Below are 26,240 nucleotides of genomic sequence, written 5' to 3'. Positions count from 1 at the left end.
AGGTGCTCGTTTGTTTGGGTTGTCTGAATGGCTCGACGTGGAGCCTGGGCCGGCTAGCGACCCGGTGAGGCGGTGTGGTCGTGGCGGTACAGGCGCACCAGCAAGACCACCAGGGTGATCAGCACCATGACCGTGGACAGCGCGGCAATGGCCGGGTCGAGGTTGTAGCGCAGGCCGTCCCAAATGCGTTTGGGCACGGTGATTACGTGCAGGCCGCTGGTGAACAAGGTCACCACCACTTCTTCCCACGACATGATGAACGCCATGAAGAAGCTGCCCGCCAGACCGCCGCGCACGTTGGGCATCAGCACATGGCGCATGGTCGTACCCAGCCCGGCGCCGAGGGAGCGCGAGGCTTTGTACAGGCTGGTGTCGAGCCGGCTGTAGGCCACCAGCATGGCGATCAGCGAGTACGGCAGGGCCATCAACAAATGGCCGTAGCCGACGCCGATCAGCGAGTCGAGTTGCTTCACCTTGGCGCCGAGGTAGTAGATCGACATGGCCGACACCACCTGCGGCACGATCATGGGCAGCAGCACCACCGCGCTGAGCAGCACGCGATACCGCGGCTCCAGCCAGATGCCCGTGGCGAACAGAAACGACAGCACGGTGCTCACCACACCGACCGCAATCGCCAGCCCCAGGCTTTGCAGAATCGAGCTGAGCCAGGCGGTGTCGAGCAGCGTCAGGTAATGGCGCAGCGACCAGGCGCCGTCGGGAAACGCCAGGTAGCGCTGGTCGCCAAACGACAGCGGCACAATCACCAGAATCGGCAGCAGCAAGAACAGCGCAGCCAGCAACATGGCGACAATCGACAGCCCGCGCGCCAGGTTGAGGCGCGGTTTCACCGCCCGTGGAACCGCCAGCATCGGCGTCGCTGCGCCGCTAATTACGCGCCCGCTGTTCATGCGCTTCTCCCCGTAAACCGTGCAAAACCCACCAACTTGCCGAACACCACGGCGCACACCGCCACCATCGCCATCAGCACAATGCTCAATGCCGCGCCCAAGCCCCAGTTGGAGAGTTGGAACATCTGGATGTAAATGCTTTCGGCCAGCATCGCCGCCTTGCCGCCGCCCAGCAGTGCGGGCGTGACGAAGCAACCGAGGCTGAACACAAACACCGTGGCCGACGCCGCCGCCACGCCGGGCACGGTCAGCGGCACGAACACGTCCCGCAACGTCTGCCAGCGCCCGGCGCCCAGGCTGCTCGATGCCCTGAGCAGGCTGTCGTCCACCTGTCGCATCGACGACAACAACGGCAGCACGGCGTACGGCACCATGAAATGCACCATGCCAATCAACGCTCCCAACTCGTTGCGCACCAGCGCCAGCGGTTCGTCTACCAGACCGAGCGTCAGCAGGCTCTGGTTCACCAGGCCATCGTTGCGCAGCAGCACCAGCCAGGCGAAGGCGCGAATCAGCATCGACAACCAGAACGGCAGCAGCACGAACAGCTCGATCAGCAGCCGCCCCCGTGCCGAGGCGAAGCGCCAGCGAAAGGCAATCAGGTAGGCAATTGCCACGCTGATTACCGTCGTCAGCAGACAGATGCGCAAGGTGCGCCAGATCACCGTCTGAATCGCCGCGCTGTCGAGCACGGTGGCGTAGTTCTGCAACCCGACTTTCGGCAAGCTCACGCTCCAGCCGAGCACGCCGAGGGTCGGCAGCAGGTAGCCAAGCACGATCAGCAGCGGCAACGGCAGTATCAGCAGCGCATAAATGCGCAGCGTGCCCTGGCTGCTTTTGGGGGCGGTTGTGCCGTGCATATCAACCACCAATCAGCGCCAGGTAACGGTCGAGGGTTTCGCTGTAGTGGTCGGCGTACCAGAGGTTGTTCATCGACACCTGCTTGCTCAGGTTGGCCGGTGCGGTGGGGTTGATGCGCTGCAATTCGGCCGACAACAGGCTGTTCGCCTTGGCGTCCACCGGGCCCATGTTGTAGACCTCCATCAGCCGCGCCTGCACTTCCGGGCGCAAGGCGTAGGCGATGAATTTCATGGCGTTGGCGGCGCCGGCCGGGTTGCCCTTGGGCACGAACCACACCGACGGCGCGACGATGGCGTTATCGAAGGTCCAGTCGATGGCGCCGCCGGTGTCTTGCTTCACCAGCTCGGCGCGGGTGTGCCACATCTGGCCCATGCTCACTTCGCCGTCACGCAGCAATTGCTGCGACTCGGCGCCGGTGGACCAATGGGTGACCACGTGCGGCATCAGCTCCTCGATTTTGCGCAGGGCGCGGTCAACATCCAGCGGGTACAACTGATCGGCCGGCACGCCGTCGGCAAGCAAGGCGCATTCGAGGTTGGCGCTCATCCATTTGTACAAGGTGCGCTTGCCGGGGAATTTCTTAACGTCCCAGAAATCGGCCCAGCTCTTCGGCGGGTTCTTGCCGAATTTCTTCGCGTCGAAACCGATTACATAGCTGTAGGTGTAATTGGCCAGGCCGAACTCGTGAATGTCGCCGTAGCCGATCAGCGACTTGTCGATCACGCTGTAATCCAGCGGCGTCAGCACGCCCTCTTTGCCCAGCCGATACGACGAATACATTTCGCCGTCGCACACATCCCAGCGCACTGCGCCGCTGTTCACTTGGGTTTTCACCGCGCCTTCGGTGGGACCGCTGCCGTCGATCATCAGCTTCAAGCCGCTGTCGGCATTGAAACCGCTGAAGCTTTTCTCAAAGGCCGGCACCGCGTCGCCGCCCCAGTTGGCCACCACCAGCGAGCCGCCGTCGGCAAAGGCGCCGCGCATCGGGCCCATGCCCGCTGCGGCGGCCAGCACCATGAGCATCTGGTTGAAGCTGCGACGGCTGAGGCTGCCCGCCTCCACACGCTGCTGAGCAATTTCTACGGCGTCGTCGATAAAGCGCTGTTTGTCTTTCATCCCAGGTTCCCCTTCGAGAGTGGCGGCAGGTGAGCAAACTGTTGTTGATAGAAAGCAGCTGTTGTTGTGCGGTGTGCGGTTACGCAGAAATCAGATGTCCATGCTGGCGCGACCACGTGCACCAGTAAGGCTTGCCCGGTTCGAGGCTGTTCAGTAATGGGTGGCTGACCGGAATGCGCAGCGCGATGGGCTGAGCGTCGGGCGTGCGCAAGTCCACGTTCACGTGGGTGCCGAGGTAGGTCAGATGCTCCATCTGCGCCACCAGACCGTTGCCGTTGCCGGCCTGGATGAAGGGTTGCAGCTCCAAGTGTTCCGGGCGAATCGCCAGCCAGGTGTCGCTGCTGGCCGGCGGCAGCGGCTGTTGAATGCCTTGGGTCACCCAGAGTGGGCGGTCGTGGTAACTGCACACCAGCATGTCGTCGCGCCGGCTGACGTTGCCGACCTTGAGCAAGTTGGTATCGCCAAGAAAGTTGGCGACAAAACGACTGGCCGGGCGCTCGTACACTTCTTGCGGCGTACCCAATTGTTCCAGGCGCCCGTGGTTGAACACGGCCACGCGGTCGGACAATGCCAGGGCTTCTTCCTGGTCGTGGGTAACAAATACAAAGGTGGTGCCGAATTCTTTGTGCATGCGCGCCAGCTCGCCTTGCATCTCTTGGCGCAGGCGGCGGTCGAGGGCGGACAACGGTTCATCGAGTAGCAACAGCGGCGGCTCGAAAACCAGGGCGCGAGCCAGGGCCACGCGCTGTTGCTGGCCACCGGAAAGTTGTTTGATCTGGCGCTGGCCTTTGCCCTCCAGCCCTACCCGTTCGAGCATGCGGCCGACGCGCTCGTTGATTTGCGCGGTGGGCACTTTGCGCACCTTCAAGGGGTAGGCGATGTTCTGCTCGACGGTCATGTGCGGAAACAGCGCGTAGCCCTGAAACACCACGCCGAAATTGCGCTGGTCGGCGGGCAGCCCGGTGATGTCCTGGCCGTTGCACAGAATGCGGCCTTCACTCGGCTGCTCGAAGCCGGCGAGCATCATCAGCGTGGTGCTTTTTCCTGAACCGGAGGGGCCGAGCAAGGTGAGGAATTCGCCGCGTTTGATGTGCAGCGTCAAGTCGCTCAGGGCGCGGGTTTCGCCGTAGGTTTTGCCCAGCTGTTGCAGGTCGACGAAATGTTCAGGGGAAACAGCCATGCACCTTACCTCTCGCTCGCGGCGCTCGAAGCGCCTTCTTGTGACCCTATCGTCAGGGCAAATTAAATTGACATCAAATGATTTGTTTTCTAGCGTTCATGTGAATTTAACTAACCAAAAGTGCTAGAAAATGCCCCTAAAAGCGACACGCCGGCTGCCGTCTCTCATTGCCTTGCGCGCTTTTGAGGCATTGGTTCGCCAAGGCAGCACGGGCGCGGCGGCGCTGGAGCTGCACGTCACCCATAGCGCCGTCAGCCATCAGATAAAGAAGCTTGAGGAAGAGTTGCAAGTGGCGCTGGTCGAGCGCCACGCCAAGGGCGTTCACCTGACTTCGGCGGGACGAAAACTCAGCCAACTGGTGAACGGAGCGTTTGAGCAACTGCGTGATATTCACACCGCCCTGCCCACCGCCACGCCGGCCGGCGATTTGCGCATCGCCTGCGCACCGGCCTTGCTGGCGCGCATCTCCGGCATGCTTGAGCGCTTTTTGCGCGACTACCCCGAGGTGTCTTTGCATTTGCTCTCCATTGACCAGGCCAATCAGGACGTGGACATGGTGATCTCCTTCGGCGACAGCGAAGTGGAAGGCCAGCGCATTGCCGCATTGGGCGACATTCTGTACTTCCCGGTGTGCAGCCCGCGCCTGCTCAACGGCAGCGAACCCCTGCGCAAACCCCGCGACCTGGCGCGCCAGGTATTGCTGCACGAAGACGATGGTTACGACTGGAGCCGCTACTTCCTCGCCGCCGGCATTCCCAGCTTGCGCGGCCGGCAGAACATCTACCTGCCCGATGCCTCACTGACCATTGCTGCGGCGATTGCCGGCGGTGGTATCACCATCAGCGACCATATTCTGGCCGGCGAACAACTGGCCCAGGGCACGCTGATTCGCCTGTTCGACATCGAATTTCCGGCGCCCCATCCGTACTTCATCATCATGCCGCCGCGCGGCGCCAACGACCTGGCCAAGGCGTTTGCCGATTGGTTGGTGCGTGAGCTGGAGTTGATTGAGCGAGTGGGCTGAAGATCGATACCTCTGTAGGAGCCAGCTTGCTGGCGAAGCCTGAAAACCCCGGTTCCGAGATTGTCGTTTCCAGGGTTCGCGACCAAGGTCGCTCCTACAAAAACAGAGCCATGCTTCATCCCCGCAAAATCATGAACACCTTGCGCACTTTGGTGAGGTTTTCCCAAGTGCCTTTGAACCCCGCCGCCACCACAAAGGTATCGCCGGCGGTGAACTGCTGGCTCACGCCTGCGCTGTCGGTCAGGCGCACCTGGCCTTCAAGCAAATGGCACAGTTCGTCGTAGTCACATTCACAGCGTTCCAGGTGCGGCGGCGCTTCCCAGATGCCGCCGGTGGCTTTCTTGCTCGGCTCCACAAAGTGCCGCCAACTGCGCGCGGTATACGGCGTGTCGACGGCTTTGGGATCGTCGGTGATGAACTCGACGGGCGCCAGTTGCGGGTTGGCGAAGTCGATAACGTGTTGGGGGGCAGGCGTAGTCATGGTCGCTTCCGTGGGTTAGAGAAAGTCAGGAATCAAAGCCGACGCCCAGGGCATCGAAGCCCTTGAGCAACAGGCTGCGCTCGCCGGTGCGGTCTTCATGGGCCAGCGCGCGCTGGGCCAGGCGAATGCCGGCGTAGCGCAACGGTTCGGGCGGAAACGGAAACGGCGCGGTGGCGGTCATGGCCAGCTGCGTGCGCTCGTTCCGCAGGCCTTCGAGCAGGTCCAGCACCGTCAGCGCCGCGAAGCGTGTGGCCGATACGCCCTGGCCGGTAAAGCCCTGGGCGTAGGCAACCTGGCCGTTGGCGGCGGTGCCGCAGAACAACGTGGTGCGCGCCGAGGTGTCGATGATGCCGCCCCACGCATGGGTGAACTTCACATCCGCCAGCGCCGGAAACGTGGCCTGAAACTGTTCAGCCAGGCGCTCGAAGCTTTCCGGGCGTTGGGTAAGCGCCTCATCGCGGCGGCTGCCGAAGTGGTAGATGGCGTCGTAACCGGCCCACAGCATGCGGTTGTCGGCGGTTTTGCGCAGGTAGTGGAATTGGTTGCCGCTGTCGGCAATGCCGTAGCGCTCGCGCCAGCCGATGGCGGCCAGTTGGTCATCGCTCAGCGGTTCGGTGACCAGCGAGTAATCGTAGATCGGCACCACCGCCGATTTGAGCTTGCCCAACAACGGCGGCGCGATATTGGTGGCCAGCACCACCTTGCCGGCGCGCACCGAGCCCAACCGGGTTTGTACGCGCTGCTGATGACCGTCGGTGCGCAACCCGGTCACGGGTGAGTGCTCAAACAGCGCCACGCCGCGCGCCAGGCAAACGCGCCTTAACTCGGCGACCATTTTGGCCGGATTGATCAAGGCGTAATTGGGCTCGAACACACCGGCGACATAGGCCGGCGAATTGAGCTTTTCGCGCAGCGCATCGCCTTCAAGAAATTCACACGCCACACCAAATCGCTGGTAATTGCGCTGCATCGAACGCAAGCCTTCAACTTGCCACGGCTGGCTGGCGACGTTGAGTTTGCCGGCCAGCTCGAACTCCACGTCCAAGCCAAAACGTTGCACGTCTTCGGCGTACGCCGTCAGGTTGTCGCGGCCGATGCGAATCAACTGTTCGGCTTCGTTTGGCCAGCGACGCAAGGCGTTGGACACACCATGGGAAATGCTCGGCGCGCAAAAGCCGCCGTTGCGGCCACTGGCCTCGGCGCCGCATCTGCCGGCTTCGATCACCACCACGCTGGCGTTCGGCCAACGTTCAAGGGCCTGCAAAGCCGACCATAAACCGAGAAACCCGCCGCCGACGATCACCAGGTCGGCCTGCATGTCGGCCGTAAGCGGCGGTGCCATGGCGGCACGCTGGCAGGTGTCTTGCCAAAACGGCTGTGGGCAGGCTTCAGCCAGCGCCTGGCGGGGAGAAAGGACGGACATGGTTGTGCTCCATCGCGAAAAGATGTGCACGTTCTAAAGCAAAGACCCGCCACCATGCTTCCCAGCGGGCACGGGCGGAAAACCGGCTGTTCTGGAATACTCGGGCTCTGGCGTGCCGGGCCACTGGTGCGGCGGTTTAATTTGTGTGCTGGAGCTTGCAGTGAACGTCCCGGATTTGCCCACCAGTCTCGTGTTCCAACCCGACCCCGCTGGCGCGGCCACGCACGCGGTAATTCTGGCCTACCACCGCGCCTGGCAGAACCGCGACCTGGATGCCCTGATGGCGCTGTACGACCCGGCCATCGACTACCACGACAAACTGCAAAACCGGCGAATCGCCCACGCCGACTTGCGCGCTTATCTGGCCGCCAGCATGCCGGTTGGCGCGCAGGAATTGCAGCGGTACACCGAACGCTTACTCATCGATGGCGACACGGCGGTACTGCAATACCAGGTCACGCTCAATGGCAGCGATGGTCTGGTGTCGCTGAATGCCATCGAGGCGCTGTCGGTGCGCGATGGGTTGATTTTCAAGGTCAACGAATACGCCGTGCTGATCAGTAACGTCGCCAGCAAACCGCCGGTTCGCGAAGGCAGCGACCCAGTCAGTCGCCTGGGCTTGTCGGCCCGGCAGGTGGGCGCGCTGGCCAATGACCTGCAAGAGTATTTCCGCCAGAGCAAACCGTACTTGAACCCGACGCTGGACCTGCCCCAGGTGGCAGCGGCCACCGGCTATACGCGCAACCAGATTTCGTTTTTTCTCAACCAGGTGCGTGGGCAAAGTTTTTACGCGTTTCTCAACCAATTGCGGCTGGATGAAGTGCTGGGACGGGTGCACGCCGACAACGCAACGGCGCGTGTTGATGAGGTGGCGTATGCGGCGGGATTCAACTCGCTGTCGACGTTTTACCGCTGCTTCAAAGAACGCACGGGGATGACGCCCAAGCAGTATTTGGCGAGTTTGTAGCGGTTGGGGGAATGGCAGGCTAGTCGTGCGCGCTGCTTGCCCTCTCCCTAGCCCTCTCCCGCACGCGGGAGAGGGGACGGATTGCGACGTTTGAGAGTCAGGCGATCCCGCTGGTCTCCCCTCGCCCGCTCGCGGGAGAGGGGCTGGGGGTGAGGGAAAGGCCGTGCGCGCTGCTTGCCCTCTCCCTAGCCCTCTCCCGCACGCGGAGAGGGGACGGATAGCGACGTTTGAGAGTCAGGCGATCCCGCTGGTCTCCCCTCGCCCGCTTGCGGGAGAGGGGCTGGGGGAGAGGGTCGGGCGTTACACCTTGAAGCGCCGCACCACCGCAATCAGCTTGTCGTTCGATGCCGCCAGCGCCGCCGTGCTGCGCTCGCTTTCGGTGCCACCGGCCACCAGTTCTTCGACGATATGCCGCACCGCCACCATGTTGCGGTTGATCTCGTCGCTCACCGCGCTCTGCTCTTCGGCGGCCGTGGCGATCTGCGTGCTCAGGTCGTTGATGCGCACCACCGACTCGGCCATTACGTCCAAGCCCTCGTTCACCTTCGAGGTCTTGTCGACGGTGGCCTGGCAGCTTTGTTTGGTTTTCTCCATCGCCACCACGGCAGCGCCCACGCCTTGCTGCAGGCGGGCGAGCATTTCGTTGATTTCCGAGGTGCTGGTTTGCGTGCGGCCAGCCAGCGCGCGTACTTCGTCAGCCACCACGGCAAAGCCTCGGCCCTGCTCGCCGGCTCGGGCGGCTTCGATGGCGGCGTTAAGCGCCAGCAGGTTGGTTTGCCCGGCAATTTCACCGATCACGCCCAGCACCGAGTTGATGCGCTCGGCGTCCTGTTCCATGGAGCGAACCTTGGCAGTCGCCAGTTCCACTTCGCTGATCAGTTCGCGCACGCTGTTGGAGGCATCGTCCACCACCACTTTCGAGTGACGGGCGTTTTCGTTGGCGGTTTGGGTCATCGCAGCCGTTTGTGCAGCGCTGCGGGCCACTTCGTCAGCCGTGGAGCTCATTTCGGTGATGGCGGTTACAGCCTGATCAGTCTCGCTAGCGTGACGAATCAAAATCTGGTTGGTGCCACGGGACTGGCCACGCAACTGCTCGATGCCTTGGGCGATGACCGAAGACGACTCCGACACCTCGCCGACCATCTTCTGCAGATAGACGATAAAGCGGTTCACCGAATGGCCCACCGCGCCCACTTCGTCTTCGGCACGAATGACGATGCGCTGGGTCAGGTCGGCATCGCCAGCCGACAGTTTGTCGATATTGGCACGCAGCACATTCAGGCGGTTCATCAACTGGCTGAGGGCGAACACGGTGACCAGCAGCAGCACGATCACCATCGGAATTTGCAGCGCCGCAAGGGTGGTCAGCACTTTGCTGCTCTGCTCGGTCAACAGGCTGGTTTTCTGCGCCACGGCCAGCGACCACGGCGTGCCTTCGATGGGTTGCAGGAACAGGCTGAAGTCGTCGCCGCTGGTTTCCTCGTAGTTGCTCTGGCTCACGCCGTTAGAGGAATTGCCTTGAAGCGCGCGTTGCACGGCCGCCGCAAACGGGTATTGCTGGGCCAGGTCGGAGACGTTTTTCAGCACGTTGTTGCCGGAGATCTCCGGCTGGTTGCTAAGCACCTTGCCGTCTTTCTCGACAATCATGATCAGCGCCTGAATTTCGCGCTCTTTCTGCGCCACCAGGTCGTTGAAAAAGCCCAGGGTCACGTCGATGGTCGATACACCGAACGCCGCGCCGTTTTTGCTGATGGCCATGGCGCAGTTGGTGCGCGGCTCGGGGCTGGCGTCGTCGCGGTAGGCGTTGGCCCAGTTGCACTGGCCGGCCGGGGCTTTCAGGCCACCCAAAAACCACGGCTGCTCGAAGTAATTGAGCGACTCGGGCGAGTTCCAGTGGGTGTTGACGATGAGTTTGCCGCTGCTGTCGCGGTGGTAGAACGTGCTGTATTTGGCCCGCCCTTCTTCGCGCTTGTTGGGCAGCGGCCAGATGCCGCCGCCAAACACTTTGGCTTCGCCGTACTGGTTGACCAGATTGGGCAGCAGGCGGTCGATGCTTTCGTTATCCAGTTGCGGCACGGTTTCGGTGATTACCCGTTGCTGGGCCTGGACGCGGGCCAGCTCGGTTTTGATCACATCGCCAATCTGCGCGGCCTGATCGACCAACTGGCGCTGGTCAATGGTGGTGAGGTCCGGCTTGATCCATAGGTTGATACCCACGGCTGTGAGTGCGCCGATCAACAAAACAAAGAGGACGAGCGTGGCCGTGTAACGCGCCTGGATAGTTTTTAGCATGTGCCGATTTCCGCGAGTGCTGGGTGGGTTTACGGCTATCGGCCGGGCCTAAAATTACTTGATGGGGCCACGCGAACTGTTGCGCTACCTTGAACGTCTTAGCCATTGCCGCCCTCTTCCGGACCCGTTAACGCCATGAATCCAGTCGATCTGTCCGCCTTTCAACGCATCGTCACCGCCCACGGCAACACCGAGGGCGCTGCGTATTTCGACGCCGAAGAAAGCATCGTTCACGACATCTACCCTGAGCGCATCGTGTTCCAGACCAATTTCATGGACAACCGCAGCTACGCCGTCGACGTCGCCGACGGCGCGCTGCGCGTACAGATGACCCGGCTGGACAACTACCACCGCGGCCACAAAGCGCAAGTGATTGACGACGACATGGACGAGGACGACTGGGAGGAACTGGCCGCCCTGTGGCAGCGCCTGAGCCAGGACCTCGATCCCGAAACGCCAACAGAACCGTTCGACCCAGCCGACACCCTCGCCGACCTGTTCTTCACCCTGTTCGACGAAGACCGCGCCCAGGCGCTGGTAGAACAGTTATCGCCAGCAAGCGGCGCCTGGGACTGGGCCTGGAGCCGGCTCGCCGCCGCGCTTGCCCAGAGCAACCAGTTGGCCGAATTCGAATGGAAAGAATGGGCGACTTACGGCATCGCCGCCGTCAACGCCCTCGCCCCGCTGCGCGAGTTGGGCATCGAAATAACCCCACCGGATAGCAAACAGATCGCCGCCATCAACCGCGCCAACGACTGGGAACGCGCCCTGCTCCACTACTTCAACGCCCAGCTCGATGCCCACGACCTGAAACTGCTGGCCCTCGGCACCCATCTCGACGAATACCAGGCCTTCGCCTGCCTGCCCATGAACGGCCTGGGGCTGGCGAATGCGCTGGAATTGATGGGCAAACTGAAGCTTGTTTACAGGTTTTAAGCCGGGCCGCACGCCGCTGCGGTAAGCCACCGAAAAAAACGTATTAGATGGCGGAACATTTAGCTACTCTGCGGTCAGCGCGAGCCTGTAGGGAGGGAAGCGGTCGGTGTGGTTTTGCCATGACCACGCCAGAACAGGACCAGCTTTTCCCTCTAGCGCATCCTTAAATGGAGTTGCGCCTCTCAAGGACGTTTATGGCCACTCCGTTCGCTTTCCCAAAGAAATCCCTTGCTCTGTTGGTCACTGCCGCCGCGTTAAGCGCATCGAGCGGCGCATGGGCCGTGGCTTGTCCGTCGCCCAGCGGCGGGCAACTGTTGGTGGATAATCTTTCGGTTGATAGCACGTGCACGGTGGGCAGCGGCGAGAGCGTCGAGGTGACCGGCAGCGGCGAGATCGTCACGGCTTCAACCCCGGCGCTCGTCATCTCTAACGTCGGCAGCAGCGGTCAAGTGCTTAACAACGGCCGCATCGAGTCCACCGATACTGCACTGCTGGTACAAGGCACGGTAAACGGCGATATCACCAACAATAAAACCATTGCCGCCACCGGTAATTCCGCCAGTTCCCAAGCCATCAGCCTGGATAACGGCACGTTGTTGGGCAGCCTTATCAACAACAAAGACATTTCCGCAGTCAAGGGCAATGCCATTGATGTGTCCACAAGCTTGGTCACTGGGGCCATACAGAACTCCACTGGCGCTTCGATCAGCGGTGGCGGCGGCAATGCGGCCGAAGGTATTGGCATTAGTGTTCAAGGCTCCACGGTGCAAGACGGCATTCGAAACCTGGGCCACATCAATGCGTCCGAAGGTATTCATGTAAACAACGCCTCGGTCGGCGCTGGCGGCATTCTGAACGCCAATACTGGCAGCCTAATGGGTGATTACGGCCTATGGGCATCGGGCGGGACGATCACCGGCAGCCTGGAAAACCGCGGGCTGATTCTCTCGAACGTCTCGGCCATCCGCCTGGATAACGACGCTTCGGTCGCCACGATCAAGAACTCTGGCACCCTCGAAACGGGCCAGGAGAGCATCTTCCTTTTTGCCACGGCGAACGCCGGCAATATCGAAAACACCGGCACGGTCACCTCGCATTTCACCCACGCATTGCACGTAAATGTTTCAACCGTAACCGGCGACATTCACAACGGCGCCAGCGGTGAATTGCTCAGCGGCCAAGGCCAAAATGCACTGATGATTCAGAACACTGCGACCCTCAACGGCGACGTGTTCAACGAAGGCTATATCGGCGCTATAAGCGGCGAAAACGGCAGCGGTTTGCATGTCATCGGCTCGACCATAAACGGCAACATCCGCAACACCGGCAACATCTTTGCCAACGCCGGCCTAATGGCGCTGCGACTCGATAACGCAACGATCACTCAGGATGTGATCAACAGCGGCTCCATTGGTGGCGTCGATGCCGACACGGCGATCAGCCTTGAAAGCGTCTCGAGCATCCGCAACATCGTTAACAACAGCAACGCCAACATCACCGCAAACCTGGTGGGTGTGAGCGTGACGAGCGGTTCGACCCTCACCGCCCTCAACAACAGCGGCACCATTACCGCCAGCAAAGCGCTCGATCTGGCCAACAGCGCCAACGCCTTCGTCGTCAGCAACAGCGGCGCGCTCAATGGTGACGTGTTGCTGGGCATCAACCAGCTCGACCTGCTGAGTGGCGGCACGGTCACGGGCAACGTGGTGGGCGGGGCCGGCAGCATTCTCAACATCGGCACCGGCGTTAACCTCAACACCTTTACTGCGCAAGGCGACTTCCTCACGCTGGATCAGCTCAACATCCGCGCCGGCAGCCAGCTCAATGCCCGCAGCGGCATGCAAATAGGCAGCACCACGTTGACCAACGCCGGCACGCTGGCCATTGTCGCCGGCGATACCCTCAGCCTCACCGGCGACTACGTGCAGGCCACAGGTGGCGTGTTGCGTACCGGTCTGGCCAGCGCCAACAGCTACGGCAAGCTGGCAGCCAGCGGCAATGTCAACCTGACTGCCAGCGGCGCCATCAATGTGAACGTGGTCGGCGCACCAGTGATTGCCGTCGGCACAGTGATGGCCGATGTGATCACCGCAGGCGGCACCCTGACGGCGGGCACCCTGACTGTCACCGACAACAGCTTTCTGTTTGACCTCGGCGCCGAACAACGTGGCAATGCCATCGACCTGCGCATTCTCGGCGACACCGGCAACACCACCGAAGACGCGGTGATCAGCACCGACAACAAATCGGCCGAAGGCGCAGCGGCGGTGTTCAGCCAGTTGATCGCCAATGGCGCCACCGGCGATATGCAAACCGTGATCACCGCGCTCGGCTCGTTGGGCAGCGCTGAAGAAGTGTCCGACGCCATCACGCAAACCGTGCCGCTGAGCGCAGCCGCCGGTTCGCAGGCGATTCTGAGCAGCCTCAACGGCGTCAACAGCGTGATCGGCTCGCGTCAGCAAGGCGACACGGGCTTGTCGTCCGGTGACGGGTTTCTCGGCAATGAAGTGGTGTGGCTGAAACCGTTCGGCTCATGGGCCAACCAGGATGACCACGACGGCGTGTTCGGCTTCGATGCCCGCTCCCACGGCTTGATCGTGGGTATGGACGGCCACAAAGACAACGTCCGCCTGGGCGCCGCGTTCGCCTATTCCACCATCGACGTCACCAGCAATGCCGCGCACCAGAGCGCCGATGTCGATGGCTACAACGCCGTGTTCTACGGCGGCTACGACCTCGACGACCGCACCAGCATCAACCTGCAAGCCGACGCCGGTTTCTATAAGACCGACGGCGAGCGCACCATCAACTTCGGCGACCTGGACCGCAAAGCCAAGTCGGATTTCGACAGCTGGAGCGGCCACCTCGGCGCCGAACTGGCCCACGACTTGCCGCTGTCCGACGCCACCGTGTTCACCCCGTCGGTACGCGCCGATTACACCTACCTCAACACCGACTCGTACAAAGAAGACGGCGCCGGCGCGCTCAACCTCGACGTCGACAGCAACAGCAGCGAAGCTTTCGTGCTCGGTGTCGATGGCAAGCTGGCCTATGCCGTCGCCACACGCACTAAAGTGGAAGCCAACCTGGGCGTGGGCTACGACCTGATCAACGACCAGGCCAGCATCACCTCGGCCTTCGCCGGCGCGCCGTCGGCCCGCTTTTCCACGCGCGGTATCGACCCGAACCCTTGGATCACCCGTGGCGGTTTGGGCGTGATCGGCCAGGTGACCGACACGGTTGAACTGAGCGTGCGTTACGACGCTGAAGTGCGTGAAGACTTCGACAACCAGACCGCGTCGGTGAAGGTGAGTTGGTTGTTCTAGTCGGTAACGCCGAGCACACCGTGATGCCTCGAGCGCGTGGCGTCGCTCGACTGTTCACGGTGCTGTGCCTGACAGTGCTTGGCGCGTGCAGCAGCGTGCCGAGCCACGAGTCGCGCGTGAAGAACGCACAAGCCCTGGCCGCCGCACAGCACTGGCAACCCCTGCAAATTCCTGGCGGGCTCGATGTGATGGCCTGGATAAAACCAGACCTGCAAGCCGGCCAGCCGCTCACGGTGTATATCGAAGGTGATGGTCTGGCTTGGCTGACCGCCAGCCTGCCCTCCGCCGACCCCACGCCGATAACGCCAGTCGCACTGCAATTGGCCGTGGCGCAACCGGGCGGTAATGCCGCCTACCTTGGCCGCCCCTGCCAGTACGTAAAGGACGCGCGCTGCGCCCCGATCTTATGGACTAGCCAGCGCTTCGCCCCGCCGATTATCGACAGCATGAACCACGCGCTGGACGTGCTGATTGAGCAAGCCGGCACGCAGGGCGTGGTGTTAGTGGGGTATTCAGGCGGCGCGGCTGTCACCGCATTGCTGGCCGAGCGACGTACCGATGTGGTCGGCTGGATCACCGTAGCCGGCAACATCGACCACCGGGCATGGACGCGTTTTCATCGCATCAGTCCGCTGCGCGAATCGTTAGATCCGATGGACAACCCAGACGCGTTGCGCAGCCTGCCGCAAGTGCACTTCGCAGGTGACAAAGATGACATCGTGCCGCCTGTTTTGACGCAGCAATTCGCGGCCGTTATTGCGCCCGACACCGTGCAGGTTGAGCCGGGTTTCGACCATCACTGTTGCTGGCAGCAGGCATGGCCACAGCTGTTTCGCCAGGCCGAGACAGCGCTTAAGCGCCGCGCTCAGCCGACGACCGCACCAACGCCTTGACACACGACAGCAGCGTTTCCAGCGCAAACGGTTTGGTCAGCACTTCAGTGCTCGCCTGTAGATGACATTCGTCCAGCACATGGCTTTCGGCGTAGCCGGTCATAAACAACACCGGCAAACCCGGCCGATTGCGCCTGGCCATATCCGCCATCTGCCGGCCGTTCACGGCGCCAGGCAGGCCGACGTCGGTGATTAGCAGGTCGATACGCGCATCGGAATTGAGCAGGTTCAAGCCGGCGTTGCTGTCGGTCGCTTCGATGACGTCGTAGCCAAGGCCGGTGAGCAGTTCGGTGACCAGCAGGCGGATGGAGGATTCGTCCTCGACCACCAGAATCGATTTGCCCGGCGCCACCTGCCCGGGCTGCAACAAGGTCGACGGCGCTTCGGGCACAGCGGCCGCGCCGACATGATGGGGCAGGTACAAGCGCACGGTGGTGCCCTGCCCAACCGTTGAATCCACCCGGATCTGCCCGCCCGATTGCTGGGCGAAACCGTAGATCATCGACAAGCCAAGCCCGGAGCCTTCGCCGGTGGTTTTGGTGGTGAAAAATGGTTCGAAGGCGCGCGCCAGCACGTCCTCGTGCATGCCCACGCCGGTGTCTTTGACGCAAATGGCCAGGTACTCACCTTCGGCTAAGCCGGGGTCCAGCTCTGGCCCCGACTTGAGCAGGCAGTTGTGGGTTTCGATGGCGATGCTGCCGCCATCCGGCATGGCGTCGCGTGCGTTGAGGCACAGGTTGAGCAGCGAGTTTTCCACCTGAGCCGGGTCCACCAGCGCCGCCCACAGGTCCGGTGCCAAGCGCACCTTCACATCAATTTCGGGGCCCACGGAGCGGCGGATCAGCTCTTCCATGCCACCAATCAAACCGTTCACATCGGTTGAAACCGGCGCCAGGGTTTGCCGGCGCGAGAACGCCAGCAAGCGATGGGTCAAGGCGGCTGCCCGTTGGGTGGCGCCCTGGGCGATGGCGATATAGCGCTCCATGTCGGCGACGCGGCCTTGGGCCACGCGCATTTTCATCAGTTCCAGGCTGCCGCTGATACCGGCCAGCAGGTTGTTGAAGTCATGGGCGATGCCGCCGGTGAGCTGGCCCACTGCTTCCATTTTTTGCGACTGGCGCAACGCGGCTTCGGCGATTTCCCGTTCGCTCACCGCTTCGGCGACGCGCTGTTCCAGGGTGCGGTTAAGCTCTTGAATAGCGGCTTCGGCGTTCTTGCGCGCGGTGACATCAATGGACGAGCCGATCAAACCGATCACCTCACCGATCTCGTTTAGCAACGGCGCCTTGACCGACAGCCACACGGTTTTAGAGCCGTCCGGCATGTCGACATATTCTTCAATTTGCTCAGCTTTGCCGCTGCGCATAATCCGCCGGTCGTTCTCCATAACCTGGCGGGCCTGTTCTTTGTCTTCGAGAAACTCGAGGTCGGTTTTCCCCAGGTAATAAGCCGGCGGCTTGCCGATCAGTTCGGTCGTGCCCTGGTTGGCCACCAGCATTCGGCCGTCGAGGTCTTTGGCGTACACCACGCCGGGAACGGCGGCGGCAAACACTTCCAGCAGGCTCGACACCCGATCGCGCTCGGCCTCGGCGCGGCGGCGCGGTTCGATATCGATCAGCACACCGGGAAAGCGCACTGCATTGCCGAAGGCATCCAACTGGGCGTGGCCGCTGGCTTCCACCCAGCGGTACGAGCCGTCGCTGTGCATCACGCGGTATTCGCACCGGTAGGGCCCGCCACGCGCCATGGCGTCGGTGATGGTGCTTTCAACGCGGGCACTGTCGTGGGGGTGGATCGAGGCAAACGCCTGATCCAACGACAGGCCACTGGCGCACTGTTCTAAAGGAATACCAAAAGTACGGGCGAAGCGTTCATCGGCATTGATCTGGTCGTTGGGAATGTCCCACACCCACGTTCCAACAATTGCCCCCGCATCCAGGGCCAATTGCAAACGCTCTAGCGGATCAAGTGCCGATGCCGGCTCGTCGATGGTTGCTGGCGGATGAGACGAAGAGATGTTCATGGACGACTGCACACCTGAAGCTGCCACTACGGGCACAGGAAAAAGGAATAAATCGGGAGGCGTTGAGGCTCCGACCGTCGCCGTTGGAAAAGGTTACGGAATTTTGTGATCACACGTCGAAACCCGAATGAAGTCAACCGCTTAAAGCGTTCACGCCTTCGTGAGCAGCGGGCAAACCTGGGCAGCGCGGTCGGCCAGCAGACTGCGCAAGGCGTGCATTTGGGCGATGCGCTCATCAAGCAAGGCGATTTTCTCGCGGAACAAGTCGGCCAACAGCGGCGCCGATGCCGACTCGCTGTTCCATAACAGCGGCAGGTTTTCGCCGATCTCTTTCAGGGAAAAACCGAGCTGCTGGGCCAGCTTGATATAGCCCACCAGCTCCAGCGTTTGCTCGGGATAAAAGCGGTAGCCGTTGGCGCCTCGCTGGGGCTTGATCAGGCCTTTGTCTTCATAAAACCGCAACGCATCCACCGACACCCCGGTGCGTGTTGCCACTTCTCCAATTCTCATCGCGCGTGCCCGTATTGACTCTGGACCTAGGACCAGGCTTTAGCCTGCGGGCTCGAACTGTGAGGGAAGGCCATGATTAGCGTAAAGAACAATCTGAACATCGTGCGCGCCAGCGCCGGCTACGACCTGATCGTGATGCTGGCGTTTGTGACGCCGTGGACGGCCGCCTGGCTGTTTGACGTGTTCGCCGCGTTATCACAGGCACTGGCACTAACGCGCCCCACCCCGACGCTGGCTGGCGACGCCATGTTGCTGGCCAATCTGCTCGGCAGCGTGGTGGTGGTGTGGTCGCTGTGGCGCCTGCGAAACCCCAGCCGCCGCGTCGGCCTGTATGACGCACTGGCGCGGCTGTTGTTTACCGTGTGGCAGGTGGTTGCCGTGGCGCATGGCGCGAGCTTTCTGGTGCTGGGTTTTACCGTGATGGAGGTGGTATTTGGGCTGGCGCAGGTGTGGCCGGTGAAAGCTGCTGGCAGGAAGCAGACGCCGGCGCCAAGCGTTTAATTTTGTCGCCCATGACCGCCGTGCGCCGCCAAGATTAATTACACTGCCCGGCATGATTAACGTGCGCCAGGTACTGGCTGCCCCAAAGGAACTCGCCCCCATGGCCTCAGCCGACAAACAACAAAAACGTGCCCAGCGGGCCAAAGCCAAGGCCAAACAGAATCGCTCGGGCAAGGGCAAACCCTCCGTGGTGCATCCGCTGCTGGCCAATCCGGCAATCAACGAGCCGTTCGATGATGTGGAAATCGACCTGAGCACGTTTGACTTCAAAGACATCGAAGAAAACGGTTTCGACCCGGCGCTGTTCGATGACCTGTTCCAGACCATGCGCGCCGCCGAGGGCATCAGCTTGTTGGCGATGTGCCTGGTATTCCTGCAGTACCCCGTGCTTGAACTGGTGGTGGCCGAGGAAGCTGAAGAGCCAGCAACGGATTTCATGATGGGCTTGCTGATCGTGTATCGCGGCCTGTTCCACAACGACGACGAAGACGCGGCGGTGGAATGGGTGGGCGGTGAAACCTTCCAGGCGGCGTTCACGGAAGCCTCGCAGATTCTGCAGAAACGCGACGCGCGCAGCGCTCGTCCTTGAAGTCCCTTGGCCTGCTGCGCCTGACGCTGCTCACGGTCATAGCCCTCAGCGCCCCGGCACTGCACGCAGCCACGCCGGTAGCAGCCGAAAACCACCGCATCACGTTGCGCACCCTGGACCCCAACGCCGTGCCTGTCGGCCAGTGGCGGATAAAGGTGTGGGTGAGTTACGCGCCCTTGGAACGAGGCGCGCCGAATACCACTGAAACCACCACGTCGAGCGATAACTGCAAAAGTTCAGGCGCCTTCAACTCGGGGTGGACATTGCGACGCTGCACCCGTACGTACGACAGAAGCGTGTCCAGAACACTGCCGGCCGCGCAAATGCGTGCAGCCGATGCGCGCACGCTAAACCTGGATTTCCCCCCCGTGGTTGAGGACAAAGGCGGCGTCTTTGGTATCGAGGACGTGGTGATGGAATACACCACCTGTGCCAAAGGCTGCCCGATGGAGCGTTTGGACGTGCGGCTGTCGTGCTGGGATGAAGAAGTCGAAGCCGGCGAAGTGCTGGCCGCGGGCATGGTGTTCCGCTATTCACGCGGCGCCAAGGCCCATCCGGCCACCGCGCAATGCGGGCTGCATGTGGGCGACGAAACGACGTGGGCCAACCAGGCCACTGTGATGCAACGGGTGCGCGGCCATTTCGGTGATGACCAGCAGATGTTCAGCAGCGAAATGCTCAACGTATTCACCGCCATCCCCACGCGCGACCACGGCTGGCAATGGAACCCTGCACGCGGCGACCACACCACCCTGTGCCGTCTGCCCGATAACCAGCAGTACCTCAGCCGCGACCTGCTCGCCACCCTGCCCGTCTCGTTGGGCTGGCCTTACCGGCACGAAGTGGAAATACGGGTGACCAGCAAGCCAAACGGCGAGGTGTGCACCATTTGGCTGAGCGGCACGGACGATGAAACCTACCTGCGCTATTTCTACACCTTTGATAACGGCCAGCTGGTGATGGTCTCCACCGACGACGAACCGGACGACGTCAAGCGCGAATGGCGCTGGGCCAACGGCGAGCCGTGGGAATACACGCGCAGGCAGATGCCCGACTCCGTGGCCGGGCATGACGCGATTTTGTATTGGCACAAGGTGGCGGCAGAGCAGTGGCCGAAGCGGATGGATTATTCGCCAGATTTTAAGGAGTTTGCCGGGTTGAAGGCGTTTGCGGGGGAGTTGGTGGAGCGGTTTGGGAAGTGAGGGCGCGACCATCGTCATCCCCGCTCAGGCGGGGATTTACGCTCTGTCAGGAGAACGCGTAAGTCGCAACATTCTGGATTCCCGCCTCCGCGGGAATGACGGTGTCGCGCTAAAAACCTCCGTCATCCCCGCGCAGGCGGGGATCCAGGGTCTGTCAGGAGAACGCGTAAGTCGCAACACTCTGGATCCCCGCGTTCGCGAGGATGACGGGGAATTGCTTGCAGACGTGTGTTTTCCCACACAATCGCGCCAAAAACCTCGGTCATCCTCGCGCACGCGGGAATCCAGGGTCTGTCAGGGAAACGCGTAAGGCGCAACATTCGGAATCCAGAATTTCAAGCCTCACGAGCGTCTAAACCCAACCCCCGCAAACCCTCACTGCCCCAACCCATACTTCCGAACCTTATCGAACAACGTCGTCTTAGCCATCCCCAGCTCCAAACTCGCCTGACTCAAATTCCCCCCGCTGCGCTGCAACGCATCGCTTAACAAATTGCGCTCAAACGCCTCCACCGCTTCAGAAAACGCCAACGGCTGCGCGCTCCCCGCTCCCGTTTTTTTGAACGCTGGCAAACCCAGGGCAAAGCGCTCGGCGACGTTGCGCAGTTCGCGTACGTTGCCGGGCCAGTCGTGGCTCATGAGGTGGGACAGCGTCTGGTTATCCAGCTCTGGCACCGCGCGATCAAAGCGCAGGGACGACTGCTGCAAAAAATGCTCGAACAGTTGCAGGATGTCTTCGCGGCGCTCGCGCAGCGGCGGCAGTTCCAGCGTCACCACGTTGAGGCGGTAGTACAAGTCGCTGCGGAACTCGCCGGCTTTGCTCGATTCGTCGAGGTCCGATTTGGTCGCGGCAATCACCCGGCAGTCCACCGCCACGCTCTGGTTCGAGCCCAGTCGTTCGAGGGTGCGTTCCTGCAACACCCGCAGCAGTTTTATTTGCAACGGCAGCGGCATGCTTTCCACTTCGTCGAGGAATAGGGTGCCGCCGTCGGCGTGTTCGATTTTGCCGATGCGGCGTTTGCCAGCGCCGGTGAAGGCGTTGGCTTCATGGCCGAAAATTTCGCTTTCGAACAGGTTCTCCGGCAGCCCGCCGCAGTTCAGCGCAACGAATTGCTTGCTGTGGCGGCGGCTGAAGTCGTGCAGGCAACGTGCGACCAGTTCTTTGCCCGTGCCGGTCTCGCCTTCGATGAGGACGTTGGCGGAGGTGTCGGCAACATTGGCGATCAGTTCGCGCAGCTGCTGCATGGCTGGCGAGCGCCCGATAATGCGCCCTTCCAGTGAATTGCGTTCGGCCAGTTGCCGGCGCAGCGACGACACTTCGCGCGCCAGGCTGCGTTGCTCCAAGGCGCGGCGCACCACGTCCACCAGGCGCTCGGGCGAAAACGGCTTTTCCATGAAGTCATAGGCGCCCTTCTGCATGGCGTCGACGGCCATGGAAATGTCGCCATGACCGGTGATCAACACCACCGGCAAGCTGCGGTCGCGGGCTTTGAGTTGGGTCAGCAGTTGCAGACCGTCGATGCCCGGCAAACGAATGTCGCTGATAACGATGCCGGCAAAGTTGTCACCCACCTGCTCCAGCGCTTCCTCGGCACTGCCAACACCGGTGCAGGGAATGTCTTCCAGCGCCAGCGCTTGCTGGCAGCCGAGCAGTACGTGGGGGTCGTCTTCAACAATCAGCACGCTAAGTTCAGGGTTCATAGAGGCTCGCCAAGGTGGGGGCTCGCTAACGCTAAGCTGAGAACGAATGTGGTGCCACCATCGTCCGGGTGTTCGACGCCCAGGTGCCCGCCGGTTGCGGCGGCCAGGCTGGCCGACAGCGTAAGGCCAAGGCCCAGGCCTTGCTCGCCGGGCTTGGTGGTGAAGAACGGCTCGAACAGATGCTTACGCGCTTCGGCATCGATGCCATGGCCGTTGTCGCGCACGCGAAGCAGGTATTTGCCTTCCTGCGCTTCGCCTTCAAGCCACAGCTCGGGCTGCGGCTGCGCCTGCATGGCGTCGAGGGCGTTGCCGATGAGGTTGACCAGAATCTGTTCCAGGCGCGTCTGGTTGATGAGCAACTGCACATCAGCGAAGTCGCGGTGCACGGTCAGGCGCATGTCGTCCAAGCGGCCACTGAGCAATTGCAGTGCGGCGTCCACGGCCTTGCCAAGGGAGGCCTGGCCTTTGTCGTCGCCGCGTCGGGCGAACGAACGCAGGCTGGCGGTGATGCGGCCCATGCGGTCGATCAGTTCGTTGATGGTGGTGAGGTTGGTGCTGGCCACGTCCAACTGCCCGCGCTGAAGAAAACGCACGGTGTTGCCGGACAACGTGCGCAGCGCCGCCAGCGGCTGGTTCAGTTCGTGGGCGATGCTGGTGGACATCTGCCCGATGGCAGCGAGCTTGCCGGCCTGCACCAGTTCGTCTTGATAGCGCCGCAGCGTTTCTTCGGCCTGGCGCCGTTCGCGTATCTGGCCCTTGAGCCGCTCGTTGCTGGCGCGCAGGTCGGCGGTGCGTTCGGTAATCCGACGCTCCAGTTGGTTGTTGGCTTCCTGCAAGGCTTCGCGGGCGGCAAGCCGGGTGGCGATGACCTTGCGCCGCTCGTTCCAGGCAATCAGCAGAAACGCCACAAAGGCAAAGCCCACGGCCAGCAGAATGCCCTGATTGATGGCTTGTCGGCGCAGGTCCTGCAGGGGCGTGAGCAAGGTGAAGTTCCACGGCGTGTCACTGAGCGGCCGGGTTTGCGCCAGGTAGCTGATATTGCCGTCGTCTCCCGCCACTTCGGTGTTGGCGGGAAAGGTGAGTTTCTCTTCGCCTTCGGCCAGCGTTTCGCGGTCCAGCGGTTGCAGCTCGTTAAGCGGAAACCAGTAGTACTGCAGGCTGCGGGCGAGTTTTTCCTTGGTCTCGTCACTCAGCGGCACCACCGATTTCAAGCGCCGCGCCGGATCGCTAGACAAGATGATGATGCCGTTTTCATCGCTCACAAACGCTTCCAGCCGCGCCCGCTGCCAACGTTCTTCCAGCGGTTCCAGGCGCACTTTCACCACGGCTACGCCAATGACTTTGCCGTGTTCTTCCAGGCCATGGGCCAAGTAATAACCGGGTTCGCCGTTGGTGCTGCCGATGCCGTAGAAACGCCCCGGCTGGCTGCGAATGGCGCTTTGGAAATAGGCACGGAACGACAGGTCTTCGCCCAGGTAGCTGTCGACATCGCGCCAGTTGCTGGTGGCCATGACGCGGCCAGTGGTGTCCATCACGTAAATGGCGCGGCTGCGGCTGCGGCGGTTCAGGCCTTCGAGGTAATCGTTGACGGTTTGCCGATGCTCTGGCGTGGGATCGGCCAGCAGCTCGGAGACGCTGGACTCAAGCTCCAACAGGCTGGGCAAATAGGTGTACTTGCTGATCTCGCTTTCAACGGCGCGGGCATGCAGTTCCAGCTGCCGCTGGCCGTTTTCGCTGAGGCTGCGAATACCAACGTGTTCACTGGCCCAGAAGCCGACAAAGCCCAGGCCGATCATCAGGGCGATGACCAACGGTGGGAGGAACAGGTGGCGGATCAGGCGGGGTTTCACGGCGAGTGATGGCGACACGGCGCGATGGAGAGAAGAGTCGCATTTCATCACATAACCTTTTGGTGCACCTAGCTACGGCTACTGCGCGAACGCCATCCGCACCCGGGCAGTGCTCGGAATCCTCACGTACTTGAGTACGCTGCGGTTCCTGCGCGCTGGCCGGGTACGGCTGACGTCCGCTCGCTACGCCTCTTACTGTGGGAAAAGCAGAGCGGTGCAGGGGCTTCTCCGCTGCTCTGCTTGCATCAACGCGTAGCAAGCGGGTGTCGCGATTATCGGCCAGCCCGCAGATAGCCTCAGTGCTGCAAAATCTTGTTCAAAAAGTGCTGCGTCCGTTCCGCACGCTGGCTGATGTCGCCGAAGAACTCTTCCTTCTTGCAGTCTTCGATGATTTTGCCGGCGTCCATGAAGATCACGCGGTCGGCCACTTTGCGGGCGAAGCCCATTTCGTGGGTTACGCACATCATGGTCATGCCTTCCTGGGCCAGTTGCACCATGACGTCGAGCACTTCGTTGACCATTTCCGGGTCGAGCGCCGACGTTGGTTCGTCGAACAGCATGACGATGGGGTCCATGGCCAACGCTCGGGCAATTGCCACGCGTTGCTGCTGACCGCCGGAGAGCTGGCCCGGATGCTTGTGGGCGTGCGCCGACAGGCCAACCCGCTCAAGCAATTGCAGGCCTTTGGCGGTGGCTTCTTCCTTGCTGCGGCCCAGCACTTTGATCTGCGCGATAGTCAGGTTTTCGGTGATGGTCAGGTGCGGGAACAACTCGAAATGCTGGAACACCATGCCCACGCGCGAGCGCAGTTTCGGCAAGTTGGTTTTCGGGTCGGCAATGGAGGTGCCGTCAACGACGATGTCGCCTTTTTGGAACGGCTCCAGCGCGTTGACGCACTTGATCAAGGTGGACTTACCCGAGCCCGACGGCCCGCACACCACGATCACTTCGCCTTTCTGGACTTCGGTGCTGCAATCAGTCAGCACCTGGAAGTCGCCATACCACTTGTTGACGTTCTTGATGGAGATCATACGGCGAACCTCTTTTGCAGACGCTTGACCAGCAGCGAGGCGGCAAAGCTGATGGTGAAATAGGTAACCCCGGCGAAAATCAGGAACTCATTCGAACGTCCGATGATGTCGCCACTGGCGCGCGAGGCGTTAAGGAAGTCGACCAGGCCGACGGCGTATACCAGCGAGGTGTCCTGGAACAGGATGATGCTTTGCTGCAACAGCAGCGGGGTCATCTTGCGAAAGGCCTGGGGCAGAATGATCAGGCGCATCACTTGGCCGTAGCTCATGCCCAGCGCTTGCGCGGCGCCCATCTGGCCCTTGGGAATCGACTGCACGCCGGCGCGGACGATTTCGCAGAAATACGCCGCTTCAAACATCATGAAGGCGACGATGCACGAAGCGAACGCACCGATGGGCGTGTCTTCGCCCGTGATCCAGCGCAGCACGAACGGCACTGCCAAGTAGAACCAGGTGATGACCAGCAGCAGCGGAATGGAGCGGAAGTAGTTGACGTAGGCGCCCGCCAAATTGGCCAGCAGCTTGTTGTGCGACAGGCGCATCAGCGCCAACACGGTGCCCAGAATAATGCCGCCGACTACGCCCAGCGCCATCAATTGCAGGGTCAGAATCATGCCGTTCCACAAGCCCGGCAAGGCCGGAACGATGCCCGAGAAGTCGAGTTCCATCACTTACCCCCTACGGAAATCAGGCCCGGTACCGCGACTTTTTTCTCCACCACGCGCATCAGCAACATCAAGCTCATGTTCAGGGTGAAGTAGATCAGCGTGGCGAGGGTAAACGCCTCAAACAGGTTGGCGGAAAACTCGGCGGTCTGTTTGGTCTGCGCGAGCAATTCCATTAGGCCGATCAAGGACGCGACCGAGGAGTTTTTGAACACGTTCAAGAACTCGGAAGTAAGCGGCGGAATGATGATGCGATAAGCCTGCGGCAGCAGCACGTTCCAGTAGATTTGCGCGAGGCTGAAGCCCATGGCTCGGGCGGCGGATTCCTGGCCACGGGGCAGCGCCTGAATGCCGGTGCGCACTTGCTCGCACACCCGCGCGGCGGTGAACAGGCCCAGGCAAACGACCACGCTCAGGTAGGCCGAGGTGGTGGGATTCAAGTCTTGCTTGTACCAGTCCTGCAAGTTTTGCGGCAGCAGATCGGGCACCAGGAAGTACCAGATAAACAGTTGCACCAGCAGCGGCACGTTGCGAAACAGCTCGACGTAACAGGTGGCGATGCCGGCCACCAGCCGGTTTGGCACGGTGCGCATAATGCCCAGCACCGAACCCAACAGCAGCGCAACAATCCAGGCCACGACGGCAATGGCGATGGTCCAGCCCAGCCCGGAAATGAACCAGTCGAGATAGGTCTCGCTGCCCACGCCGGTGGACCTGAAGAACACATTCCAGTCCCATTTGTAATTCATTCGGGTCTCCCC

At 61.7% G+C, this 26,240-nt stretch carries 22 protein-coding genes and 1 pseudogene; 8 read left to right on the top strand and 15 right to left on the bottom strand.

The window, feature by feature from the left end; all coding sequences use genetic code 11:
- Window positions 1-53: 53 nt before the first annotated feature.
- The 4 genes from AC0IW7_RS12535 to AC0IW7_RS12520 form a co-directional block, all read right to left on the bottom strand.
- Entirely contained in the window at window positions 54-908 is an 855-nt protein-coding gene (locus tag AC0IW7_RS12535; protein WP_471818329.1) for an ABC transporter permease, read from the bottom strand.
- Window positions 905-1,768 carry an ABC transporter permease gene (locus AC0IW7_RS12530; RefSeq protein WP_471818327.1) on the bottom strand — a complete coding sequence of 288 codons (864 nt, stop codon included), beginning with the start codon at window positions 1,766-1,768 and terminating at the stop codon, window positions 905-907. The genes AC0IW7_RS12535 and AC0IW7_RS12530 overlap by 4 nt, the downstream gene beginning before the upstream one ends.
- A gap of 1 nt (window position 1,769) precedes the next feature.
- On the bottom strand, window positions 1,770-2,885 hold the full coding sequence (locus AC0IW7_RS12525; RefSeq protein ID WP_471818325.1) for an ABC transporter substrate-binding protein: 1,116 nt from the start codon (window positions 2,883-2,885) through the stop codon (window positions 1,770-1,772).
- 79 nt (window positions 2,886-2,964) lie between these two features.
- Window positions 2,965-4,065 (bottom strand): ABC transporter ATP-binding protein, encoded by a 1,101-nt coding sequence (locus tag AC0IW7_RS12520; protein WP_471818323.1) that lies wholly within the window; start codon window positions 4,063-4,065, stop codon window positions 2,965-2,967.
- Between the two features lie 130 nt (window positions 4,066-4,195).
- Between AC0IW7_RS12520 and AC0IW7_RS12515 the strand changes: the two genes are divergently transcribed.
- Window positions 4,196-5,089 carry a LysR substrate-binding domain-containing protein gene (locus AC0IW7_RS12515; protein ID WP_122450365.1) on the top strand — a complete coding sequence of 298 codons (894 nt, stop codon included), beginning with the start codon at window positions 4,196-4,198 and terminating at the stop codon, window positions 5,087-5,089.
- Between the two features lie 115 nt (window positions 5,090-5,204).
- Here AC0IW7_RS12515 and AC0IW7_RS12510 read toward each other — a convergent pair whose 3' ends face one another.
- The gene (locus tag AC0IW7_RS12510) at window positions 5,205-5,570 is read right to left on the bottom strand and encodes a cupin domain-containing protein (RefSeq protein ID WP_122450364.1); all 366 of its coding nucleotides are present in this window, start codon (window positions 5,568-5,570) and stop codon (window positions 5,205-5,207) included.
- A gap of 25 nt (window positions 5,571-5,595) precedes the next feature.
- Entirely contained in the window at window positions 5,596-6,993 is a 1,398-nt protein-coding gene (locus AC0IW7_RS12505) for an NAD(P)/FAD-dependent oxidoreductase (RefSeq protein WP_471818321.1), read from the bottom strand.
- A gap of 160 nt (window positions 6,994-7,153) precedes the next feature.
- On the opposite strand from AC0IW7_RS12505, the gene AC0IW7_RS12500 reads away from it, so the two are divergent.
- Window positions 7,154-7,960 (top strand): helix-turn-helix domain-containing protein, encoded by an 807-nt coding sequence (locus AC0IW7_RS12500; RefSeq protein ID WP_471818319.1) that lies wholly within the window; start codon window positions 7,154-7,156, stop codon window positions 7,958-7,960.
- Window positions 7,961-8,260: 300 nt separating this feature from the next.
- Here the strand turns inward: AC0IW7_RS12500 and AC0IW7_RS12495 are convergent, their stop codons facing one another.
- Together AC0IW7_RS12495 and AC0IW7_RS12490 are read right to left on the bottom strand one after the other, a co-directional pair.
- On the bottom strand, window positions 8,261-9,103 hold the full coding sequence (locus tag AC0IW7_RS12495) for a methyl-accepting chemotaxis protein (protein WP_463542213.1): 843 nt from the start codon (window positions 9,101-9,103) through the stop codon (window positions 8,261-8,263).
- 15 nt (window positions 9,104-9,118) lie between these two features.
- Window positions 9,119-10,252 (bottom strand): annotated as a pseudogene (locus tag AC0IW7_RS12490) (HAMP domain-containing protein); the annotation flags it as partial.
- Between the two features lie 135 nt (window positions 10,253-10,387).
- Between AC0IW7_RS12490 and AC0IW7_RS12485 the strand changes: the two are divergent.
- The 3 genes from AC0IW7_RS12485 to AC0IW7_RS12475 all read left to right on the top strand — a co-directional run bounded on the left by AC0IW7_RS12485 (window position 10,388) and on the right by AC0IW7_RS12475 (window position 15,407).
- Complete coding sequence (locus AC0IW7_RS12485; protein ID WP_471818318.1) at window positions 10,388-11,188, top strand: DUF6630 family protein; 801 nt, start codon at window positions 10,388-10,390, stop codon at window positions 11,186-11,188.
- A gap of 194 nt (window positions 11,189-11,382) precedes the next feature.
- The gene (locus tag AC0IW7_RS12480; protein ID WP_471818317.1) at window positions 11,383-14,514 is read left to right on the top strand and encodes an autotransporter outer membrane beta-barrel domain-containing protein; all 3,132 of its coding nucleotides are present in this window, start codon (window positions 11,383-11,385) and stop codon (window positions 14,512-14,514) included.
- Window positions 14,515-14,537: 23 nt separating this feature from the next.
- Window positions 14,538-15,407, top strand: a complete 870-nt coding sequence (locus AC0IW7_RS12475) for an alpha/beta fold hydrolase (RefSeq protein ID WP_471818315.1) — start codon at window positions 14,538-14,540, stop codon at window positions 15,405-15,407.
- Here AC0IW7_RS12475 and AC0IW7_RS12470 read toward each other — a convergent pair.
- Window positions 15,367-17,430 (bottom strand): hybrid sensor histidine kinase/response regulator, encoded by a 2,064-nt coding sequence (locus AC0IW7_RS12470; protein ID WP_471818314.1) that lies wholly within the window; start codon window positions 17,428-17,430, stop codon window positions 15,367-15,369. The two genes, AC0IW7_RS12475 and AC0IW7_RS12470, sit on opposite strands and share 41 nt — an antisense overlap.
- A 150-nt stretch (window positions 17,431-17,580) precedes the next feature.
- Entirely contained in the window at window positions 17,581-17,940 is a 360-nt protein-coding gene (locus AC0IW7_RS12465) for a MerR family transcriptional regulator (RefSeq protein WP_471818312.1), read from the bottom strand.
- 72 nt (window positions 17,941-18,012) lie between these two features.
- Here AC0IW7_RS12465 and AC0IW7_RS12460 point away from each other — a divergent pair, with 72 nt between their 5' ends.
- From AC0IW7_RS12460 to AC0IW7_RS12450, 3 genes are all read left to right on the top strand, one after another.
- A complete protein-coding gene (locus AC0IW7_RS12460; protein ID WP_471818310.1) occupies window positions 18,013-18,441 on the top strand; it encodes a hypothetical protein in 429 nt (142 codons plus the stop codon).
- Between the two features lie 100 nt (window positions 18,442-18,541).
- Window positions 18,542-19,030: a hypothetical protein gene (locus tag AC0IW7_RS12455; protein WP_471818308.1), complete on the top strand. Its 489-nt coding sequence runs from the start codon at window positions 18,542-18,544 to the stop codon at window positions 19,028-19,030.
- Complete coding sequence (locus AC0IW7_RS12450; RefSeq protein ID WP_471818306.1) at window positions 19,027-20,232, top strand: hypothetical protein; 1,206 nt, start codon at window positions 19,027-19,029, stop codon at window positions 20,230-20,232. The genes AC0IW7_RS12455 and AC0IW7_RS12450 overlap by 4 nt, the downstream gene beginning before the upstream one ends.
- A gap of 375 nt (window positions 20,233-20,607) precedes the next feature.
- On the opposite strand, the gene aauR is transcribed toward AC0IW7_RS12450, so the two are convergent.
- The 5 genes from aauR to AC0IW7_RS12425 form a co-directional block, all read right to left on the bottom strand.
- Complete coding sequence (gene aauR, locus AC0IW7_RS12445; RefSeq protein WP_471818304.1) at window positions 20,608-21,933, bottom strand: two-component response regulator AauR; 1,326 nt, start codon at window positions 21,931-21,933, stop codon at window positions 20,608-20,610.
- Window positions 21,930-23,831, bottom strand: coding sequence for a two-component sensor histidine kinase AauS (gene aauS / locus AC0IW7_RS12440; protein ID WP_471818302.1), 1,902 nt, complete (start codon window positions 23,829-23,831; stop codon window positions 21,930-21,932). Before aauS ends, aauR begins: the two co-directional genes overlap by 4 nt.
- A 248-nt stretch (window positions 23,832-24,079) precedes the next feature.
- On the bottom strand, window positions 24,080-24,814 hold the full coding sequence (locus tag AC0IW7_RS12435; protein ID WP_463383183.1) for an amino acid ABC transporter ATP-binding protein: 735 nt from the start codon (window positions 24,812-24,814) through the stop codon (window positions 24,080-24,082).
- Window positions 24,811-25,482, bottom strand: coding sequence for an ABC transporter permease subunit (locus AC0IW7_RS12430; RefSeq protein WP_122494929.1), 672 nt, complete (start codon window positions 25,480-25,482; stop codon window positions 24,811-24,813). The genes AC0IW7_RS12435 and AC0IW7_RS12430 overlap by 4 nt, the downstream gene beginning before the upstream one ends.
- Window positions 25,482-26,228 (bottom strand): amino acid ABC transporter permease, encoded by a 747-nt coding sequence (locus tag AC0IW7_RS12425; RefSeq protein WP_463551975.1) that lies wholly within the window; start codon window positions 26,226-26,228, stop codon window positions 25,482-25,484. The genes AC0IW7_RS12430 and AC0IW7_RS12425 overlap by 1 nt, the downstream gene beginning before the upstream one ends.
- Window positions 26,229-26,240 lie beyond the last annotated feature (12 nt).

It is taken from the genome of Pseudomonas sp. AC229, assembly GCF_979254655.1.
This window is presented reverse-complemented; position numbering and strand designations above follow the sequence as displayed.